This is a genomic window from Vibrio sp. MMG023 (genome assembly GCF_021654215.1).
GTDB lineage: Bacteria > Pseudomonadota > Gammaproteobacteria > Enterobacterales > Vibrionaceae > Vibrio > Vibrio jasicida.
Map to the genome: position 1 here is coordinate 44,941 of NZ_JAKFZP010000012.1, position 19,019 is coordinate 63,959.

At 45.9% G+C, this 19,019-nt stretch carries 20 protein-coding genes; 14 read left to right on the forward strand and 6 right to left on the reverse strand.

Annotation, left to right across the window (positions count from 1 at the left end):
- Window positions 1-217 precede the first annotated feature (217 nt).
- The 12 genes from L1076_RS24745 (at window position 218) to yegS (ending at window position 9,665) form a co-directional block, all read left to right on the forward strand.
- Entirely contained in the window at window positions 218-616 is a 399-nt protein-coding gene (locus L1076_RS24745; protein ID WP_005431832.1) for an ATP synthase subunit I, read from the forward strand.
- Window positions 617-1,384 (forward strand): F0F1 ATP synthase subunit A, encoded by a 768-nt coding sequence (gene atpB, locus L1076_RS24750; RefSeq protein ID WP_038867911.1) that lies wholly within the window; start codon window positions 617-619, stop codon window positions 1,382-1,384.
- 48 nt (window positions 1,385-1,432) lie between these two features.
- Window positions 1,433-1,669, forward strand: coding sequence for a F0F1 ATP synthase subunit C (atpE, locus tag L1076_RS24755; protein ID WP_004730405.1), 237 nt, complete (start codon window positions 1,433-1,435; stop codon window positions 1,667-1,669).
- Between the two features lie 43 nt (window positions 1,670-1,712).
- Window positions 1,713-2,183 (forward strand): F0F1 ATP synthase subunit B, encoded by a 471-nt coding sequence (locus tag L1076_RS24760; protein WP_038867908.1) that lies wholly within the window; start codon window positions 1,713-1,715, stop codon window positions 2,181-2,183.
- An 8-nt stretch (window positions 2,184-2,191) separates the two neighbouring features.
- Window positions 2,192-2,734: a F0F1 ATP synthase subunit delta gene (locus L1076_RS24765; protein WP_039976908.1), complete on the forward strand. Its 543-nt coding sequence runs from the start codon at window positions 2,192-2,194 to the stop codon at window positions 2,732-2,734.
- A 12-nt stretch (window positions 2,735-2,746) separates the two neighbouring features.
- Entirely contained in the window at window positions 2,747-4,285 is a 1,539-nt protein-coding gene (atpA, locus tag L1076_RS24770) for a F0F1 ATP synthase subunit alpha (protein ID WP_038878846.1), read from the forward strand.
- Window positions 4,286-4,306: 21 nt separating this feature from the next.
- The gene (gene atpG / locus L1076_RS24775) at window positions 4,307-5,167 is read left to right on the forward strand and encodes a F0F1 ATP synthase subunit gamma (RefSeq protein WP_038867903.1); all 861 of its coding nucleotides are present in this window, start codon (window positions 4,307-4,309) and stop codon (window positions 5,165-5,167) included.
- 23 nt (window positions 5,168-5,190) lie between these two features.
- A complete protein-coding gene (atpD, locus tag L1076_RS24780; protein ID WP_042602448.1) occupies window positions 5,191-6,576 on the forward strand; it encodes a F0F1 ATP synthase subunit beta in 1,386 nt (461 codons plus the stop codon).
- Window positions 6,577-6,591: 15 nt separating this feature from the next.
- A complete protein-coding gene (locus L1076_RS24785; RefSeq protein ID WP_054757072.1) occupies window positions 6,592-7,029 on the forward strand; it encodes a F0F1 ATP synthase subunit epsilon in 438 nt (145 codons plus the stop codon).
- Window positions 7,030-7,278: 249 nt separating this feature from the next.
- The gene (locus tag L1076_RS24790; protein ID WP_237304686.1) at window positions 7,279-7,704 is read left to right on the forward strand and encodes a bifunctional diaminohydroxyphosphoribosylaminopyrimidine deaminase/5-amino-6-(5-phosphoribosylamino)uracil reductase RibD; all 426 of its coding nucleotides are present in this window, start codon (window positions 7,279-7,281) and stop codon (window positions 7,702-7,704) included.
- A 140-nt stretch (window positions 7,705-7,844) separates the two neighbouring features.
- Window positions 7,845-8,747 (forward strand): LysR family transcriptional regulator, encoded by a 903-nt coding sequence (locus tag L1076_RS24795; protein ID WP_038867898.1) that lies wholly within the window; start codon window positions 7,845-7,847, stop codon window positions 8,745-8,747.
- 12 nt (window positions 8,748-8,759) lie between these two features.
- The gene (yegS, locus tag L1076_RS24800; RefSeq protein ID WP_237304674.1) at window positions 8,760-9,665 is read left to right on the forward strand and encodes a lipid kinase YegS; all 906 of its coding nucleotides are present in this window, start codon (window positions 8,760-8,762) and stop codon (window positions 9,663-9,665) included.
- A gap of 66 nt (window positions 9,666-9,731) precedes the next feature.
- Here yegS and L1076_RS24805 read toward each other — a convergent pair whose 3' ends face one another.
- From L1076_RS24805 to L1076_RS24820, 4 genes are all read right to left on the reverse strand, one after another.
- Complete coding sequence (locus tag L1076_RS24805; RefSeq protein WP_039976903.1) at window positions 9,732-10,067, reverse strand: NirD/YgiW/YdeI family stress tolerance protein; 336 nt, start codon at window positions 10,065-10,067, stop codon at window positions 9,732-9,734.
- Window positions 10,068-10,084: 17 nt separating this feature from the next.
- The gene (locus tag L1076_RS24810; RefSeq protein ID WP_237304675.1) at window positions 10,085-10,732 is read right to left on the reverse strand and encodes an AcfA family outer membrane beta-barrel protein; all 648 of its coding nucleotides are present in this window, start codon (window positions 10,730-10,732) and stop codon (window positions 10,085-10,087) included.
- Between the two features lie 136 nt (window positions 10,733-10,868).
- Window positions 10,869-11,852, reverse strand: coding sequence for an HAD family hydrolase (locus L1076_RS24815; RefSeq protein WP_237304676.1), 984 nt, complete (start codon window positions 11,850-11,852; stop codon window positions 10,869-10,871).
- Between the two features lie 205 nt (window positions 11,853-12,057).
- Complete coding sequence (locus L1076_RS24820) at window positions 12,058-12,846, reverse strand: SUMF1/EgtB/PvdO family nonheme iron enzyme (protein WP_237304677.1); 789 nt, start codon at window positions 12,844-12,846, stop codon at window positions 12,058-12,060.
- 176 nt (window positions 12,847-13,022) lie between these two features.
- Here L1076_RS24820 and L1076_RS24825 point away from each other — a divergent pair, with 176 nt between their 5' ends.
- On the forward strand, window positions 13,023-14,345 hold the full coding sequence (locus tag L1076_RS24825; protein WP_237304678.1) for an anaerobic sulfatase maturase: 1,323 nt from the start codon (window positions 13,023-13,025) through the stop codon (window positions 14,343-14,345).
- Window positions 14,346-14,355: 10 nt separating this feature from the next.
- Entirely contained in the window at window positions 14,356-15,429 is a 1,074-nt protein-coding gene (locus tag L1076_RS24830) for a HEAT repeat domain-containing protein (protein ID WP_237304679.1), read from the forward strand.
- Window positions 15,430-15,682: 253 nt separating this feature from the next.
- Here the strand turns inward: L1076_RS24830 and L1076_RS24835 are convergent, their stop codons facing one another.
- Window positions 15,683-17,329: a VRR-NUC domain-containing protein gene (locus L1076_RS24835; RefSeq protein WP_237304680.1), complete on the reverse strand. Its 1,647-nt coding sequence runs from the start codon at window positions 17,327-17,329 to the stop codon at window positions 15,683-15,685.
- 95 nt (window positions 17,330-17,424) lie between these two features.
- On the reverse strand, window positions 17,425-18,657 hold the full coding sequence (locus L1076_RS24840) for an OFA family MFS transporter (protein ID WP_042602439.1): 1,233 nt from the start codon (window positions 18,655-18,657) through the stop codon (window positions 17,425-17,427).
- Window positions 18,658-19,019: the final 362 nt, after the last annotated feature.

Here is a 19,019-nt window from a genome sequence, read left to right on the forward strand (position 1 = left end):
CGATTCAGATTATTAAAATTATCGGTGTATATTTCTTGGGAAACGGAAATACGGAGTGGTTCCGTTTTGATTTATTAATATGTGAACAATAATTATCAGGTTAAATTAATTCTGTGAGTAGGTTTTATCAGAATATAATTTGTCGTCACTTGGCTGATGTATTTTGTGAAGTTTAATTATCAGAAGTTTAATTCGAAATTATTTTAAAGGGTGATTTATGGAAGCTAATATTCACGACGATCCAATATTGGTAGCTGGTAAAAGGATTCTTATTGCTCAAGCAACTTTGGGTCTGGTATTCATCGCGTATGAATACATGCGAAGTGGATCTCTAAGTGCTGAGTCAGCGATTACTGGGGTGCTCATCGCGATTCTACCATCTCTGTTCGGCATGGTATTCGCGTCCATTAAATCTAGGGTGAAACCAGAAGAGAGTTTGCGTGACCTCATGCATCTGAGTCGAAATATCAAAGTCATCTACACCATTGTAATGTTTGTTTTGACGTTTCGATTTATGGCTCTTCGCAACATCGTGGTCCTGATAGGCTTTTGTGTGACGATGTTTGGTCACTTCTTAACGCCGCTGTTCAGAGACCGCTTCGAAAGGAAGGCATAAATGGATACTGTCCAGTCCGCTCATGAGTATATTGAGCACCACCTGACCTTTCTCACCACCGGAAACGGATGGTTTGGAATTAACCTTGATTCCATGATCATGGTTTGGTTGACGGGACTTGTTTTCATCCTTTCATTCCGCTTTGCGGTGACGAAAGGAACGAAAGGAGTTCCGGGGCGATTCCAGTGTTTGATCGAGATGGTATTTGAGTTCGTCGATAATATCGTAAAAGAAATATTTCTAGCTAAAGACAAGATTATAGGCCCTTTAGCTCTGACAATATTTGTTTGGGTATTATTAATGAATGCCGTTGATTTGTTGCCGGTTGATTTGATTCCAGCGCTGACTCGTTCAGTAGGTGTCGAGCACTTCCGTGACTTACCTTCAGCCGACGTCAATATTACGATGTCGATGGCATTAGGCGTATTTATTTTGGTTTTAGGTTATACGTTTAAAAACAAAGGTGTGAAAGGGTTTATTAAAGAGTTAACTACTCAACCATTCTCTCATCCTCTGTTATACCCAGTGAACTTAGTTCTTGAATTGGTAACATTAATTTCTAAACCAATATCTTTAGGTCTTCGATTATTTGGCAATATGTACGCAGGTGAAATGATATTCATACTAATTGCGTTAATGCCATGGTGGATGCAATGGGCACTTAGTGTTCCTTGGGCACTATTCCACATACTAATTGTTGTGCTTCAAGCATTTATTTTTATGGTTCTGACCGTGGTTTACCTCGGAATGGCTGTTGAAGAGCACTAAATCAAAAAATTTATTTCTTAATTAAAAAATTCAATTCTAGGAGTTGTTATGGATATCGTTAGCGCAGTTCTTTACGTGGCGGGTGCATTGCTGATTGGTCTTGGTGCAGCGGGTGCCGCATCGGGTATCGGTAACCTTGCAGGTAAATACCTTGAAGGGGTCGCTCGTCAACCTGATTTAACCCCAATGCTTCGTACTCAGTTCTTCATCATGATGGGTCTTGTGGACGCGGTGCCAATGATTGGTGTGGGTATCGGTTTGTACATCATCTTCGCTGTAGCGTAATTCGAATTAATCAATTTCATAACGTTATAGAAGAGAGGGTGCTATGAACTTAAATGCCTCAATGTTTGGTCAGGCGATCTCCTTCGTGATTTTCGTTTGGCTTTGCATGAAATATGTCTGGCCACCACTTGTAAAACTGATTGATGAGCGTCGTGCTGAAATTGCTCAAGGTCTTGAACAAACTGAAAAAGCAGCAAAAGAGTTGGAACTGGCAAAAGCGAATGGTGAAGCGCTACTGACAGAAGCTCGCTCTAAAGCTCAGGCCATCATCAACCAAGGTAAGCAACGTCAAGATCAAATGGTTGCAGACGCCGTTGAACTGGCAAAGCAAGAGAAAGCGCGCATTGTCGCAGAAGGCAAAGCAGAAGTGGAAAGCGAGCGCAGCAAAGTTCGCCAAGAGTTGAAAGATGAAATGGCGGATCTGGTGATTGAAAGTGCCAGTAAGCTGATAAATCGCAATCTGGATAGCTCGGCTAACCGCGACTTGGTGAACCGCTTCATCAACGAAATGTAGGAGGGCACATGTCCGATTTGACAATAGTGGCTCAACCCTACGCGAAAGCGGCGTTTGATTACGCTCGTGACGCAGAGTGCTTGGATGACTGGCAACAGATGTTTGCCATTACTCAAGTCATCATGGAACAACCAAACACACTTCTGATTCTGGATGATCTCAGTGAAGAAGGCTCGGAACAGCCATTACTGGATTTGATTCTTCACGCTGGTGGCGAATGGCTAAATCAAAGTTTCGAGAACTTTCTTCGCATTATGGAAGAGAGCAAGCGTTTAAAAGCGCTGGGAGAAGTGGCGATTCAGTTCTTTGAAATGAAAGCCGAATACGAGCGAACCATGACAGTAACAGTGCGTGCTTCAGAACCTCTGGATGAGGAACAAATGGCAAGGCTTAAACAAGCATTAACCGAAAAATACGGTAAAGCCATTACGTTAGAAACACAACTGGATCCATCCCTTGTAGGTGGTGTGGTAATCACAGCAGGACAGACCGTGTATGACGGCAGTGTTCTTACCAATCTCAGTCGATTGGCGACCAACCTACATGTGTAACGGGGTATAGAAATGCAATTAAATTCAAATGAAATTAGTGAATTAATCAGAGAGCGAATTGATAACTTCAACCTCGAAAGTGAAGCGAGAAATGAAGGTACTATCGTCTCTGTCAGTGACGGTATCATCACAATTCACGGCCTTGCGGATGTTATGCAAGGTGAGATGTTAGAGTTGCCAGACAATCGCTTTGCGTTGGCACTCAACTTAGAACGTCATTCCGTCGGCGCGGTCGTGATGGGGCCTTATGCGGACCTATCTGAAGGGATGAAAGTAAAAGGCACAGGCCGTATTTTGGAAGTGCCAGTGGGTAACGGACTTCTCGGTCGTGTGGTGAACACACTTGGTCAGCCCATTGATGGCAAAGGTACTGTATCGTTTGAACGTATGGACCCTGTGGAAGTCATTGCCCCAGGCGTAATCGACCGTAAGTCTGTCGACCAGCCAATCCAAACTGGTTACAAAGCGGTAGACTCCATGGTGCCAATCGGTCGTGGTCAACGTGAGTTGATCATCGGTGACCGTCAGACAGGTAAAACCGCGATGGCGATTGATGCCATCATCAACCAAAAAGAACTGGGCGTTAAATGTATTTACGTCGCAATTGGTCAAAAAGCATCGACCATTGCCAACGTGGTTCGTAAGCTAGAAGAGCACGGCGCACTAGAAAACACCATCGTTGTGGTTGCGTCAGCATCAGAAGCCGCAGCGCTGCAATACCTAGCGCCATACGCAGGTTGTACCATGGGCGAATACTTCCGCGACCGTGGTGAAGATGCGCTGATTGTCTACGATGACCTATCAAAACAGGCGGTGGCTTACCGTCAAATCTCACTACTTCTAAAACGTCCACCAGGTCGTGAAGCCTTCCCGGGTGATGTTTTCTACCTCCACTCACGCCTATTAGAACGTGCAGCACGTGTTAACGAAGAATACGTTGAGCGATTCACTAACGGTGAAGTAAAAGGCAAAACAGGTTCTCTAACCGCACTGCCAATCATCGAAACCCAAGCGGGTGACGTATCGGCGTTCGTACCCACCAACGTAATTTCGATTACCGATGGTCAAATCTTCCTCCAAACTCAGCTATTCAACTCAGGCTTACGTCCAGCGGTTGACCCAGGTATTTCGGTATCTCGTGTAGGTGGTGCAGCGCAAACCAAAGTGATCAAGAAGCTGTCGGGTGGTATTCGTACCGCGTTGGCGCAATACCGTGAATTGGCCGCATTTGCTCAGTTCTCTTCTGACCTAGATGAAGCGACACGTCGTCAGCTTGACCACGGTGAGAAAGTCACTGAACTCATGAAGCAAAAACAATACGCACCAATGACGGTCGCAGAGCAAGCGTTGGCGATTTTTGCTGCTGAGAAAGGTTTCCTCAATGATGTGGCACTAAATCAAGTGTCTCGTTATGAAGAAGAGCTGATGGCATTTGGTCGAACTAACGCACAACCGCTACTCGATAAAATCAACCAAACTGGTGATTACAACGATGAGATTGAGAGTGAATTGAACAGCTTGCTGACAGAGTTCACTGCGCTGCAATCGTAGGACCACTAACAGGAGTCCGTTATGGCAAATACCAAAGAGATTCGCACCAAAATTGCTAGCGTGAGTAGCACGCAAAAAATTACGAGTGCAATGCAAATGGTCGCCGCCAGCAAGATGCGCAAAGTGCAGGAGAACATGCAGGCGTCTCGTCCTTACGCGGAGAACATGCGTAAGGTTATCGGTCACGTCTCGTCCGGTACGCTGGAGTACAGCCATCCTTTCCTTCAAGAACGCGAAGTGAAGCGAGTGGCTTACATCATCATCTCATCCGATCGGGGTTTGTGTGGTGGCCTGAACAGTAATTTGTTCAAAAAAGTATTGGCAGAAATGCAGGACTGGCAAGAGAAGGGCGTTGAAGTAGATACGACGCTCATTGGTTCGAAAGCAATCAGCTTTTTCCAGTCCCTCGGGAAAGTAATGGCGCAAACTTCTGGCCTTGGTGATGCACCAAAACTAGAAGACATGTTGGGCGCGGTTAACGCCATGATGGAGCACTACTCCGAAGGCAAAATCGACCGCTTGTTCCTCGTTTACAACCAGTTTGTAAACACCATGGTGCAAAAGCCAACGGTACTGCAAATGCTGCCGTTCCCGAAAGAAGACATTTCACGTGATAAAGAAGCTCGTTGGGATTACCTCTACGAGCAGTCTCCTCAAGACATTCTCGACCACTTGATTCAACGTTATGTCGAATCGCTGGTTTATCAGGGTGTGGTTGAGAGCATCGCTTGTGAGCAAGCCGCGCGGATGATGGCAATGTCAGCCGCGACTGATAACGCAGCGCAACTTATTGAAGACCTACAACTGGTTTACAACAAAGCGCGCCAAGCGGCGATTACTCAAGAGTTGAGTGAAATTGTATCCGGCGCGCAAGCGGTTTAGAGAGAGAATTTGAGGTTTAGATTATGAGTATTGGCAAAATCGTCAAAGTCATCGGTGCGGTGGTAGATGTCGAGTTCGAACAAGGTGAAGGCCCGAAAGTCTACGATGCACTGAAAGTAAACGATGGCAGCGATGGCTCACTGATGCTGGAAGTTCAGCAACAGTTGGGCGGCGGTGTGGTTCGCTGTATCGCAATGGGGTCTTCTGACGGCCTTAAACGTGGGCTGGAAGTCGAATCAACAGGCCATCCGATCACGGTTCCTGTTGGTGAAGAAACCCTAGGTCGTATCATGAACGTGTTGGGTCATCCAATCGATGAGTGTGGTCCTATTGGCGAGCAAGTGTCTTACGAGATTCACCGTGAAGCACCGAGCTATGAAGAACAATCAAGTAGCACTGAGTTGCTCGAAACGGGTGTTAAAGTTATCGATTTGATTTGCCCGTTCGCGAAAGGCGGTAAAATCGGTCTGTTTGGTGGTGCAGGTGTTGGTAAGACTGTAAACATGATGGAGCTTATCAATAACATTGCAAAAGCTCACTCAGGTTTGTCGGTTTTTACCGGGGTTGGTGAGCGAACTCGTGAGGGTAATGATTTCTACTATGAAATGAAGGAAGCGGGTGTTCTGGACAAAGTAGCCATGGTTTATGGTCAGATGAACGAGCCACCGGGTAACCGTCTACGCGTTGCGCTAACAGGTTTGACCATCGCAGAACGTTTCCGTGATGAAGGCCGTGACGTACTGTTGTTCGTGGATAATATTTACCGCTATACGTTGGCTGGTACAGAAGTTTCTGCATTGCTTGGTCGTATGCCATCTGCGGTAGGTTATCAACCGACACTCGCAGAAGAAATGGGTGTGCTTCAAGAGCGCATTACCTCAACCAAGAATGGGTCTATCACCTCTATCCAAGCGGTTTATGTGCCTGCGGATGACTTGACTGACCCGTCTCCTGCAACCACATTTGCGCACTTGGATGCGACGGTGGTACTTAACCGAAACATCGCGGCAATGGGCTTATACCCAGCTATTGACCCGTTAGATTCGACGTCTCGTCAATTGGACCCATTAGTAGTAGGTCAAGAGCATTACGACATCGCTCGTGGTGTGCAGCAGACATTACAACGCTACAAAGAATTGAAAGACATCATCGCCATTTTAGGCATGGATGAACTGTCTGAAGACGACAAACAAGTGGTATCACGTGCTCGTAAGATTGAACGTTTCCTTACTCAGCCATACCACGTAGCAGAGGTATTTACTGGCGACCCAGGTGTTTACGTTTCTCTTGCCGATACAATTCGCGGCTTTAAGGGGTTGTTAGCGGGTGAATACGACGATATACCTGAGCAAGCGTTTATGTATTGCGGCAGCATTGATGAAGTGCTTGAAAAAGCGAACAAACTGTAAAGCGCGGGAGGCACTATGGCCATTGCGGTTACCCAAAGTACGTTTCAACTGAATGTGGTGAGTGCAGAAGGTACTCTTTACTCTGGTCCGGCCCATGCACTTGCTGTCGCTGGTGCGGATGGTGAACTCGGTATTCGTCCGGGCCATTCTCCATTGATCAGTAAAATCAAGCCAGGCGTTGCTCGCATTGTGGGGGATTTATCGAAACCAGAAGAGATCTTATATGTTTCTGGTGGGCTAGTTGAAGTTCAACCGGATGTCGTTACGCTGCTTGCTGACACCGCGTTACACGGTAAGGATATTGATAAAGCTAGGGCGGAAGAAGCCCGCAGAGCGGCGGAAGAAAATATTCGTGCGCACCTGGACGACATTAGCTTTGCACAGGCACACATGGAGTTGAACAAGGCATTGGCACAACTTCGTGCAGTTGAACTGACGATGAGAATTCGTTAGCCAACACTTCGGAATGCGGTCTGAAGAGTGAGTACCCAAGTCAACTCGTCGTTCAGGAGGTTGACTTCATTGGGTCTAATTAAAGCGGGGCAACTTCGGTTCGCCCCGTTTTTTATGGAAAAAGGGAGGAGAGTGAATTGTTTGATGAGACAAAACGTATCAATATTGCAAACACTTTTATATAGCGAGGAAAGCATGCTGGCGTTAGAATCCATCACCCAAATTTTGAATATTGAGAATCAACATCAAATGAGCCAACAATTTATGCTTCGCGCGTTGGAAGTGTCTCGCAACGCGTTGCCTGCTTGTCAACCAAACCCACCTGTCGGCTGTGTACTCGTGAAAGACGGTCAGATTGTGTCAGAGGGGTACACTCAAGCGATTGGTGGTAACCATGCTGAAGTTGAAGCGTTAAAGGCTTATCAAGGTGACTTGAGCGAAGTAACGGCATATGTGACATTAGAGCCTTGTTCTTTTGTTGGGCGAACGCCAGCTTGTGCTGCGACACTCGTTAATTGTGGTATCCAGAAAGTTGTGGTTGCCATGTTAGACCCTGACCCTCGCAATGCAGGTCGTGGTATCGATATGCTCAAGGCTGGTGGTGTCGACGTCGAGGTCGGTTTGTGTGGCGAAGCGGCCAGCAAGTTTCTCACGCCGTATCTAGGAAAATCTTGAGCGGTTTTCAGAATTGCCTTCGTCAGTGGAGGGTCAAAACTGTCGAAAACATGCATAAACGCTCAAATCCAATTCTTTGACTCGTTTCAGATCAGACTGTTAGCTAAAATAAAACTAACTCCCCGTTTTATGTTGGCGAAATGAAAAGTACTGATTTAAATCTCATCCCCATTTTTGTGGCAATCTATGAAGAGCAGAACCTATCTAAGGCTGCTGCTCGATTAGATATAAGCCAACCCGCTGTGAGCAAGGCCCTTGCACGCTTGCGTGATATCTATGATGAGCCGTTGTTCCACCGCAGTAATTCTGGCGTTGAGCCGACCAGTTTCGCGATGGATATTTATCCAGCCATGGTAGCGGCGCTAAAAAACTTCACTTCTACACTCTCCGCCTCAAGTAGTTTCGATCCTAAAGTTTCTAATCGTATTTTCTCGATCGCTTGTGTTTCGGTAGCCAGTTATGAGTTGATGCCACAATTAATGCGCCAGATTCGAGAGCATGCCCCAAAAATTACGCTCGAAGTTCACCCACTTTTTACTGAAGATTATGAGAGTGACCTGCGCCTACAGCGCTATGACTTGATCATTGATCTTCCGCCTCGCGGGCGCACCGTACTGAAAATGGAACCGATTTTTTCCGAGCGTTTGATGGTGGTATGCAATGCTGAGCACCCTAGAATTCAAGATACATGTACGGTGAAGCAATTTTTGGCAGAAGAGCACGTTGTGGTGTCTCGTTGGCATGCTAGAAACAGTTTGTTGACGGGAGAAGACATTGAAGACTTGGCGAGTCGCAATATTGTTTATCGCGCCGCAGGGGCAATGGAAATGTTGCCAGTGATCGATGGGAGTGAGTACATCGGAATGTTACCGTTTTCGACCATCAACCATTTTTCTAAAACCTATAATATCAAAGCGGTTCCGCTGCCATTTAGTGACAGTGAGCATGATCTTTGTGCAATTTGGCATTCGAGTCGTAGCAATGAAAGCGCCCACCAATGGTTAAGAACGCAAATCAAACAAGCGGGTAAAGCGATTCGATAACGAGGAGTAAGTATGAAGGCAATACGTGCCATTTTAAATGGTAAAAAAGCGGGTACTCCAGAGTTGCGTAACGAGATCTTCCGCATGCGGGAGCTGGGCGTAGATGTTCAAGTTCGCGTGACATGGGAATCTCAAGATATGGCGCGTTTGGTCCGAGAAGCGGTCAATGAAGGCGTTAAGCGTATTGTTGTGGCTGGTGGCGATGGCACTGTTAATGAAGCGGTAACGGCATTAAACCAAATCGAAGTAGATCGCCGGCCTGAGCTGGCGATTATTCCGATGGGAACCGCGAATGACTTTGCGACGGCGACGCAAATTCCCACGACGATTCGCGAATCATTAGCGCTGGCGATAAACGGTGATGCTGTGGCAGTCGATAGCGTAAAAGCCAATGATCGTTATTTTATGAATGTTGCGGCTGCAGGGTTTGGTGCAGAAATTACCGCAGAGACGCCCGTAGAGCTGAAGAACTTTCTTGGGGGCGGCGCATACACATTGACGGGATTGGTAAAAGCGCTCGGTTTTAAACCCTACGATGGGACGGTCACGATAAAACAAGGCAGCTATAATGGGGAAATCCTAGTTGGTGCATTCTGTAACAGTCGTTTGGCTGGCGGAGGGCAAGAGCTCGCCCCAAATGCATTCATTGACGACGGTGTTATGGACATCACTCTCGTTCACCCATTTCTGCCTCATGAATTGCCGCAAGTCATTCAGGAAATTCAAAATCCAACCGAGCTAGGGCAATTCGTTAAACACACTCAGGCAAGTTGGTTGGAAATCGATTTTCCTAAGTTGTTGCCGCTCAACTTAGATGGTGAGCCTTACCGCTCGAGTAAAATTCGTTTTGATGTTCAAGCTAGAAGCATCAACTTGGTACTTCCACCGAATTGCCCTTGCTTATGTGTCGATTCATAATAAATTTAAACTTATACACAAAAGCCACCTAAGTGAGGTGGCTTTGTCGTTTTTAGCGCGGAGAGCTTAGATTTTTTGGATAGTATCAACGTCGATTTGCATTGTTGTCCACTCTGAATCAACTTCACCACGAATCGCGACCTTATCTTGTGGTGATACGTCTTGGCCCATCCAATCTTCGTTGTCGATTTCAACTTGGATTTCGCCCGTCTCATCCTTAAACAAGTAAGTCTCGTCACCTAAGGCTTGGACAATGTTCCCCGTTAACAGAACAAAACTATCGTCAGCGGCATTCTGCGCTTCTTTGACGGTATTAATGGCTGATGTCGTTGGGCCAGTAAAAGCGGCCAACGCAGAGCCTGATAAAAGAGCGAGTGTGGTAGCTAAGATCAGTTTCTTCATGCTAGAGGCTTCCTATATTAAAAGTAGTAGGTTGAACCTACGTTAATCGATGCTGTGTTTGCGTAGCTATCAAGTTGGTACTTCGCGTTTGCGCCGATGGTCAATTGAGGGAAGATTTTGTATTCCGCACCAATAGAGAAGACGGCACCCAACTCGTTATTCTTTTCTGTGCTGTGGAAAAGGGTTTTGCTCATTTCCACATCGTCATTTGAAACCAGTTCGTGCTCTTCGTACTTACCGGCTTTCGATTCGTATTGTGTGTAGCTCAGACCCACTTTTACTTTGGTGGTCCATTTATCGTTTAATGCATAACTAAACACAGGTGCAAGCGTGATTTGTTTTGCCTTGATGGATGAATCCCATTCCATTTCGCGGTGGTAGTCTTTCCCATCAATATTCTGGATGCCTAGGTTCTTTGAGCGGCTATCTTCTAGTTCAAATTGGTTGTAACCCAGTTCTACTGCCCAAGAGTCGTTAATAGAGTAGCCAACAAAGCCACCAAAAATACCGTCTTCCAATTCAGGGTTTAGATTCACACCGTCAGCGTCAAAAGATGTCTCAAAATCGTGGTCAGTCGTGCCGAATCCATATTCCAAACCTACATAGGGCGCTGCTGCAACAGAGAAAGAGCTTGCCGCTAGGATTGTCAGGAGTGTTCTTGTCATTTTTGTTTTACCTCTTCGTTTTGATGAGAGGCATTGTGTGTGAAGAGTCGTGAAGTGATCGTGAAGAAAAGCCTAACGTTTGAAAATAAATAAAAAACTCCCCATGAAGGGGAGTCTCTCATCTACAAAGGCGTATTTAGTAAACCGTACACCACTCATTTTTCATGTCGATCAGGTGCCAGTTATCACGTTGGTTGGCCTCATCCATCGCTTTGTCTAAGTGCCCCACACTCGATTTACGGTCGTACTTCCACTCGCGATCTTCATCAGTGTGATGAACGATCATTGCCATAGAGTTTGGTTGGCTTGTTGCCCATTGCATCATTGCGTGGTCACCATCTGAGTTACCAATAGCGAGTACTGGTTTCTTACCGATGATGTGTTGAATGTTTTCCACTTTCCCGGCTTTGTCATCAATCGTTAGGATTTCACCTAACTTAGTCACAGTTGGCTTACCGTCGTTGTAGTCGTACTTGTATTTTAGTGCGCTACCAATGATTTGTTCTTCAGGGATGCCGTACACTTCTGGTGCCCAAACACGCATAAAGTCCACGCCGCCACCAGAGACGATGTAGGTCTTAAAGCCGTGTTCTTGAAGATAGGTCACCATTTCACGCATTGGTTTGTAAGTCAGTTCGGTATACGCCTTACCAAAACGTGGATCTTTTGCAGCTTTCAACCACTCAGAAACTTTCTGTTGGTATTCTTCTACTGTCATGCCACTGTGGGTGACTTTTACGATCTCAAGTAGCGCTTTTTCACCACCCTTAAAGACGCTTTCGATGTCATCATTCAATACGGATTTGAACGGCTCTTTTGTCTTCCATTCTGGGTGGTCTTTTGCCATGAGTTTCACTTCGTCTAGCGCATACGCCAGTTGGAAGTAGAATGGTTTTTCCGACCATAAGGTACCGTCATTGTCGAATACCGCGATACGGTCTTGTTCAGGAATGAACGTCGACTTGGTTGTATCCATCGATTGGTCAACATAGTTCACAATAGCCGTTTTGCTGTCGCCATCTTTCCATGATGGTAATAAGTTTGGATCGCAGTCTAGTGCCATCGCAGAAAAAGATAAGCCAGATAAGACAGCTAGGGCGCAGATGTGTTTCTTGTTCATATTATTATTTACCTAAGTTTGTATGTATTGTTCGAGTACATTCGAGGTGAAATATCTACCCAAGTCACTTTCGCTGAACTTCGCATATCGAGGTTACTTGGGTATAGAGAAGAACAACGCGGGTTTAGCCTCTTTCCCTAACCATAGACGTAATTACTTGTTAAGAACTCGCAAAGGGGCTTGTGCATCGTTCGTGAAAAACGCGTTAGTCAGCATCTTTAGCAAGGCGAAGTCCCATGTCCGACATAATTATAGACTGGCTTGCGAAATCTCGACGGAAATTCTCTGATTCATCAGAATCATAGGCAAAGCTACCACCTCGCACGGACTTGTGTGCTAAGCCGGCTTTTTCATCTTTAGCGTTGTTTGGATTCTCGGTTGGGCCATAGCGGTAGAAAGTATCGTCATACGCGTCGATCACGAACTCACCAACGTTACCTGTCATGTCATACAGACCAAGTTCATTAGGCTGCTTTTGACCAACGGGGTGAGCTTGGTTTTTGGAGTTGTCGGCATACCACGCCACATCAGCAATGTTGTTTGAACCTGCGTAAGTGAAACCTTGGCTATTGTTACCGCCTTTTGCGGCAAACTCCCATTCCGCTTCTGTCGGTAAGCGGTAGTTTTCACCGGTCAGCTCGTTCAACTTCTCGATGAAGTAACTCGCCTGCTGCCAGCTCAAGTTGTTAACCGGGATGTCTGCACCTTGGAAGTAACTCATTGAAGAACCCATGACAGATTCAAACAATTCTTGAGTGACCTCGAATTTGGAAATGTAGAAGCCGTCTACCTTTACTTCGTGTGCTGGGGTTTCTGCCTTCTTGGCGGAGTCGCTGTCCGATCCCATGACAAATGAACCGCCTTCAACCAACACCATGTCTTGATCAATGTTGAGCGCGATAGGGTGCGGTGATTGAGTCGCACAACCACTCATTAATACGCTGAATGATAGAATGGAAAGTGCGGTTAACGATTTGCTTTTAAATGATTTCATCAATAGTTTCTCGCCAAAAAAGTCACGATAAATATTAGCAATAAACGCTATGAAAAAAGGTTATAAACGGTATAACAAGCCTCTTGTATTAATGGGATTTATGATTAGGTCATCAAGGTGAGAATGGCACGCTTATGAGCGTTCTCAGCTGCATTTCATAACGAAAAAGGTGACGTATGCACATTACTCAAGGTCCTCAGTTCAACGGTAAAGCCTCTAAGCGTTTACATGTCATGGCAAAACCTATTGGGGCGGCTTGTAACATTGATTGCACTTACTGCTATTACCTCAGCAAACAGGACTTACTTGAGTACAAAAAAGGCTGCACGCCTGTGATGGATGAAGAGACTCTAGAAACCTACATTCGTCAGTACATTGAAGGGCAGAACACGCCGGAAATCATCTTCTCTTGGCAGGGTGGTGAACCAACAATGTTGGGTTTGGATTACTTCAAGAAAATTGTTGAGTTTCAAGCAAAGTACAAGCCTGAAGGTGTGATAATTTCCAACGATTTGCAAACCAACGGTACGTTGCTGAACGATGACTGGTGTGCATTTCTAAAAGCGAATAATTTCTTGGTCGGCTTGAGTATCGACGGACCAGAGATGTTACACAATGCTTACCGTACCAACCGAGCAGGGCGAGGCACGTTCAAGCAAGTGATGAACGCTGTGGAGCTCTTGCACGCTCATGCAGTAAAGTTCGCGACACTGACTTGTGTGAATAACCTAACGAGCCGTAACCCACTTGAAGTGTACCGATTCCTACGTGATGAAGTTCGCTCTCCTCAAATGCAGTTTATTCCTATCGTGGAACAAAAAACGTTCCGTACTACCGCACCTCAAACATGGGAGCCGCAAGAGCAGTTGAGACAAGGCGACAAGCGTCTTATTCCTGGTCACAAAGACTCGGTCGTTGAATCTTGGTGTGTCGCGGACGAGGCTTGGGGTAACTTCCTTATCGCTATTTTCGATGAGTGGGTACAAAACGACATTGGTAAAGTCTTCGTTCAATACTTTGAAGCGAGTGTCGAGGCGTGGATGGGTCGCAGAAACCCGCTTTGTACACTCGGTGAAATCTGCGGTAAAGGCTTGGCAATGGAACCAAACGGCGATGTTTTTGCTTGTGACCATTACGTTTACCCAGAATACAAGATTGGCAACATCCACCACGAAAAATTAGACACGTTGGCGTATGGTCCTGAGCAGCAAAAGTTTGGCTTTGCCAAGACTCGCTCGCTAACCAAGCAGTGCCAACAGTGTGATTACCAATTCGCTTGCTACGGCGAGTGTCCGAAAAACCGTTTCATTCGCACCAAAGACGGTGAACCTGGGTTGAACTACCTGTGTGCAGGTTGGAAAAAGTTCTTCTCTCATGCTGATAAGGCAATGGCATACATTCTTCGTGCAACGGGTAACCCTGTGGCACATGGCAAATACAGTGATGCCGTTTTACGCCAACAAGCGGCGAAGCGTCCTGTATTCGAAACCAAATTTTAAGGGGATTGATATGACATTCTCAAAAACGTTATTAGCCATCGCTCTAGGCGTCACCGTAAGCCAATCTGTTGCAGCGCAGGATGAAACCTTGCTAGCACCGAACCAAGTTTCTTCTGCGAGCGTAACAAGTGCTGAGGAAACCCATTCAGCACAGATGTCGCCACAGCAAGTGGTTGCGAAGTGGTCTTATCAAGCTCAAGACGTGAAACAGCCAGTAGAAAAGCGTATTGAAGCGTTGCATGAGCTGGCGAAATACCCAAGTCAAAACGCGCTGGTGGCAGTTGCACGCAGCCTTCAAGACCAAGACCCCGCGGTTCGTGAAGCCGCGATTGTCGGAGCAGAACCGTACACGATTGAACATCGCTGGCGCATGATTGAGCCACTGTTGAGTGATCCAGAGGCCATGGTTCGCATTACTGCTGCGACCAACTTAGTGCGTGACTTTTCTAACGTGAGCAGCGAGCAACAACAAACGCTTGAAGCGCCGGTTGCTGAACTAATCAGCTACCTGGAGCACAAGAAAGATGACGGCTCGAAACTGTTATTAGCGGATGTGTATCGTTGGCATCATGAATGGGATAAAGCAGATAAAATCTATCAAGCTTTGGTGACCAATCAACCGGAGAATCCACAAATCTGGTTGAGTCTGGCCGATAACTTCCGTGCGCAACAACGCGATGCCGATGCGGTCAAGACGTTGGATTCTGCGATCAAACTTCATCCTGATAATGCGTCTTTGCACTACTCGAAAGCGCTGACACTAGTACGTTTGGATGAGAAGAAGAATGCAGCGACAGAAATCGAAAAAGCGGCCAACATGGCGAAAGATAACAGCTACTACTGGTATCTCAATGGCGTACTGCAAGAAGACTACAACCTAGACAAATCGGTGAAATCTTTTGAACAAGCGTATTTGATCTCTGGTGCGCCAGAGCAACTTTACGCGGTTTGCGACATTTATGTTCGTTACGACAATCCGAAAACGGACGAGTGCTTGGGCGAACTAGAGAAAGTCGCACCAAGCTACGTGATTGATCAATTGAAAGAGAAGAAAGGGCAGAAGAACGCCAAAGTAAGTAGCTAAGACCATTCTGGCTCTTTTCTAAGCTTGTGCTGTTATACCCAAGTAACCTCGAGATGCTAGGTTCAGCGAGAATGACTTGGTTTGTAGACGCGGCGGCGATTTAAAGATCTAGTCACTCTAAATCAAGAATCGACAACAAAGTATACAAGCCAAGACAGCTCGCCCTTCGGGAGCGTGTCATTGCCCCGATCTCTGCGTCAAACAACTTGGAAAGAGCTGGCTATTACGCGGCGTCGTTTTCCTTGACCTCGAGTCAATGACAACGCTCTGAATCCTGCATCTTGAAGTCACTTGGGTATACATAACAGACTGAGAACGGCACATTGAGGCGATTGAACTCCTTGATCCAACGCCATTGGTTATCTTGGAGTTTATCGCCCGGACCTTTCACTTCTATCCATTCAAACTTCCCATCTTTAAAAGCAATCAAGTCCGGCATGCCGTTTCGATAGAGTTTTAGGTCGCTTAACTGTACGTTAAACAGTTCGGCCAACAGGTCATTAGGGATGTGTTCAAGAGCTAGGGATATCAGCTCTTCGTTCACGTATGCCCAACTGACGAAGGGATTACTGATCCCAACTTTATCTCTGTATGTATCAAACAATGCCTGTGTATTCCCTTGTTGAACTTGCTCAAGCGCATTGTCGATAAGTTGCTTTCTTTTATCGGCAAAATCGGCGTGATACAAATCCAATGGTCGATGTTGATAAGCGTTAATGAATGCACCTTCTATTGGCGCAAAAATCGCATCCCACAAGGTTAATCCTAACAAGCTGTTGAGTAAGGTATTTTCGGAATAGAAGACGGTCCAACCTAAACTTTCGAAATGCGCTTTGGTTACCAGCTCCACACGTTGCTGGGATAGATCTAATTCGATGTGGTATTCGTTGCATTTTGGCTTGGTGGCTCTCGGGACTTTCAAGCCTTGTTTACGTTTAACGCGTTGTTCGAGCTTCTGTGCCACCTCAAACTCAGAGATATCAATAGGGTCAGCGAGCATGCCCATGACAACGTCACTAAATAAATCATTTTGTTCTAACTTGTCGTAGATGCGAGCACGACGTTCTCGGCTTGGTGCGAGTGTGGTCGTCTCAAACAGTGCGATTGCAATTTCAAGTTCGTTTATGCGCTCGTAATCGCGGGCAATGTCGTTAATCATGTGTTCGCGTTTACGCTCGACGTAGCGATGCTCAACCCGTTCTGGCATCGCTTCAATAAGAATATCGAGATTCGCTTTTTGTTTTCTGTCGCATTGCCAATAAAGGTTGGAGAGCTCACTGAGCTCGATAAGCCGATCGATTTGCTTTCTGCTCTCAAAGAATCGACGCGCTTTACTTAACTGGTATTGTTCGAATTGGTGTAAACCTAAATCGTCGAGCACGAACTGGCTGAGGTCTTGATGGGTATTAGCAAAAAACAGCGTCAGCAAAACATCAATCATCTGTGCGGAGTTAAGCTTAATCACCGTGAAATCCAGAGCCTCAAATAGCTCGAAACGTTCTTCACTCAGGCATGCCACTAATGCCTCTTTCTTGAGGGATTTAGGATACTCAGGATAGAGCGTGACGATCTCTGGCTTGGTCAGTAGATTCGCCGCTAATTCTTGCGTCGTTAGGTCAGGGGATAGCGAGACAAAATCATGACCAGCCAATTCACCCAAAGCCGACTCGATATTCTCGATTTCTTGATAGTTGAGTTTGTCGCTACGAAACCAACAGCCGTTGCGACTGTACAAGCGTACGAGAAGACATTGAGCGGGTTTGGATAAGCTTTCAAAAACTGATAACCACAGATGCTCTTCTGAAGTGAGCAAATCACAGTACCACTCGGTGGCGTGCTGCGTGAGTTTAAAGAAGTTATTGAGATAGTAATCTGGGGCGAGTTCGACCGTGTTTTCCATAACCAACTAACAATAAAAAAGGCTTAACCCATAGGTTAAGCCTTTTTCGAATCAATTTCTGCAGATCTATTAGATAAATAGAGCTGGACTGGCGATTAAGCGTTTTTCAGTTGTGCTACTTTTGCTTCAGTCAGTGGCTTAGTGATGAACGCTAGTACGATACATACCGCCATCATTGCTGCTGATACTGTGTAAGCCAGTGTGTAGCCTTCGCCATTTGTCATCGAGAAGCCAACAACAGCAGCACCGATTGCACCACCGATACCCCATGCTGTGTATAGCACGCCGTAGTTAGTACCGTAGTTCTTCAGACCGTAGAATTCAGCCGTTAGAGTAGGGAATACTGCTAGAAGCGTACCGTAACCTACTGCCGCGATTGCTGTACCGATGATCAGCGTGAACTCAGTCTTGAACGTTGCGAACAGAACCATGTTGATGCCCTGTAGAACGAACGCTAGAAGAAGAGTGCGTACGCCGCCGATCTTGTCTGCAAGCATACCTGCTGCTACACGACCGCCTGAGTTAAATACCGCAAGGATAGACGCTAGGTAAACTGCGTTTGGTAGGTTCGCTTGAACACTTGCGATAGTCGTGATGTTACCGATGATCATTAGGCCAACAGAAGCTGCGAACGCGTACATGATCCATAGAGAGTAGAACTGTGGCGTTTTAAGCATTGCTTTCCACGTTAGGTCGTCAGACTTCTTAACAACCTTCGGTGCTTGACCTTCTTTTACTTTAGGCTCTGCTGGCGTGTAATCCGCTGGTGGGTTGTTGATTGTTGCTGCTAGAGGAACAGCGATAGCAAGGATACCAACACCAAGAACTAGGAAGCTTGTTTGAATGCCCATGCTGTCGATCAGCGCAGAAGTCACAGGAGCTAGGTAGATAGCTGCTAGACCGAAACCTGCTGCGATGATGCCGTTAACCATACCTTTCTTAGATGCGTGGAACCACTTCATTGCTGAAGGAGAAAGACACGCGTAACCAAAACCGATACCTGCACCAGTGATCACACCGAAAGTGATGTTCAGCATTAGAGGCGAGTTAACAAAACCAGACGCAATCATGCCTAGACCTGTAAGAACAGTACCTAGGATAAGGATCAAACGTGGGCCCATACGGTCTTGAAGAATACCTGCAACAAGAAGACAGATAGAGAAAGTAATAGTTGCAGTCGCGTAAGGTGCAGATGCTTCTGCTGCGCTCCAGCCTGACTCTGTCACTAGTGCTTTGTTGAATACACTCCAAGCATACAGGATGCCAAGACAAAGGTTGATACAGAATCCTGCTAACAGGATGCGCATAGCTTTATCAATCTTGCTCATTTTTGTTCTCAGTAATACCCCTAGGCAAATAGCAAAGAGGGGTCGGTTTAAAGATAAGGTTTGCTCAAAATAAGTTTGCGTTTTTCAACACATAACGTAATGAGCGCGGATTATAACCAATAAATGTGTGATTGGAATCTCTTTTTACCCCTATCACTAAAAATAATTTGAAGCATTAAAAATGTTTGTAATGGGATGGTTTTATATATGAAGAAAATGTTGATCTAACGTAAAGAGCCGCTGGTTTGGTAGTGAGATCCTAAGTGAAACAAGGTGGATAGCGTGAAGCTGAGTGTTTGGCTCACAGTTTAAACAAAAAGTTTCAAAATATTTTAGTGTTAATGTTCTGTAACAAAAGTGGG

Bases quoted from the DNA above. Each gene is read 5' to 3' on its own strand.
- L1076_RS24820 (WP_237304677.1), bottom strand. From the start codon at position 12,846: ATGAAATCATTTAAAAGCAAATCGTTAACCGCACTTTCCATTCTATCA.
- L1076_RS24790 (WP_237304686.1), top strand. From the start codon at position 7,279: ATGAGCCAACAATTTATGCTTCGCGCGTTGGAAGTGTCTCGCAACGCG.
- L1076_RS24835 (WP_237304680.1), bottom strand. From the start codon at position 17,329: ATGGAAAACACGGTCGAACTCGCCCCAGATTACTATCTCAATAACTTC.
- L1076_RS24785 (WP_054757072.1), top strand. From the start codon at position 6,592: ATGGCCATTGCGGTTACCCAAAGTACGTTTCAACTGAATGTGGTGAGT.
- atpD (WP_042602448.1), top strand. From the start codon at position 5,191: ATGAGTATTGGCAAAATCGTCAAAGTCATCGGTGCGGTGGTAGATGTC.
- atpE (WP_004730405.1), top strand. From the start codon at position 1,433: ATGGATATCGTTAGCGCAGTTCTTTACGTGGCGGGTGCATTGCTGATT.
- L1076_RS24810 (WP_237304675.1), bottom strand. From the start codon at position 10,732: ATGACAAGAACACTCCTGACAATCCTAGCGGCAAGCTCTTTCTCTGTT.
- L1076_RS24815 (WP_237304676.1), bottom strand. From the start codon at position 11,852: ATGAACAAGAAACACATCTGCGCCCTAGCTGTCTTATCTGGCTTATCT.
- L1076_RS24830 (WP_237304679.1), top strand. From the start codon at position 14,356: ATGACATTCTCAAAAACGTTATTAGCCATCGCTCTAGGCGTCACCGTA.
- L1076_RS24840 (WP_042602439.1), bottom strand. From the start codon at position 18,657: ATGAGCAAGATTGATAAAGCTATGCGCATCCTGTTAGCAGGATTCTGT.
- atpG (WP_038867903.1), top strand. From the start codon at position 4,307: ATGGCAAATACCAAAGAGATTCGCACCAAAATTGCTAGCGTGAGTAGC.
- yegS (WP_237304674.1), top strand. From the start codon at position 8,760: ATGAAGGCAATACGTGCCATTTTAAATGGTAAAAAAGCGGGTACTCCA.
- L1076_RS24745 (WP_005431832.1), top strand. From the start codon at position 218: ATGGAAGCTAATATTCACGACGATCCAATATTGGTAGCTGGTAAAAGG.
- L1076_RS24825 (WP_237304678.1), top strand. From the start codon at position 13,023: ATGCACATTACTCAAGGTCCTCAGTTCAACGGTAAAGCCTCTAAGCGT.
- L1076_RS24760 (WP_038867908.1), top strand. From the start codon at position 1,713: ATGAACTTAAATGCCTCAATGTTTGGTCAGGCGATCTCCTTCGTGATT.
- L1076_RS24795 (WP_038867898.1), top strand. From the start codon at position 7,845: ATGAAAAGTACTGATTTAAATCTCATCCCCATTTTTGTGGCAATCTAT.
- atpB (WP_038867911.1), top strand. From the start codon at position 617: ATGGATACTGTCCAGTCCGCTCATGAGTATATTGAGCACCACCTGACC.
- L1076_RS24805 (WP_039976903.1), bottom strand. From the start codon at position 10,067: ATGAAGAAACTGATCTTAGCTACCACACTCGCTCTTTTATCAGGCTCT.
- L1076_RS24765 (WP_039976908.1), top strand. From the start codon at position 2,192: ATGTCCGATTTGACAATAGTGGCTCAACCCTACGCGAAAGCGGCGTTT.
- atpA (WP_038878846.1), top strand. From the start codon at position 2,747: ATGCAATTAAATTCAAATGAAATTAGTGAATTAATCAGAGAGCGAATT.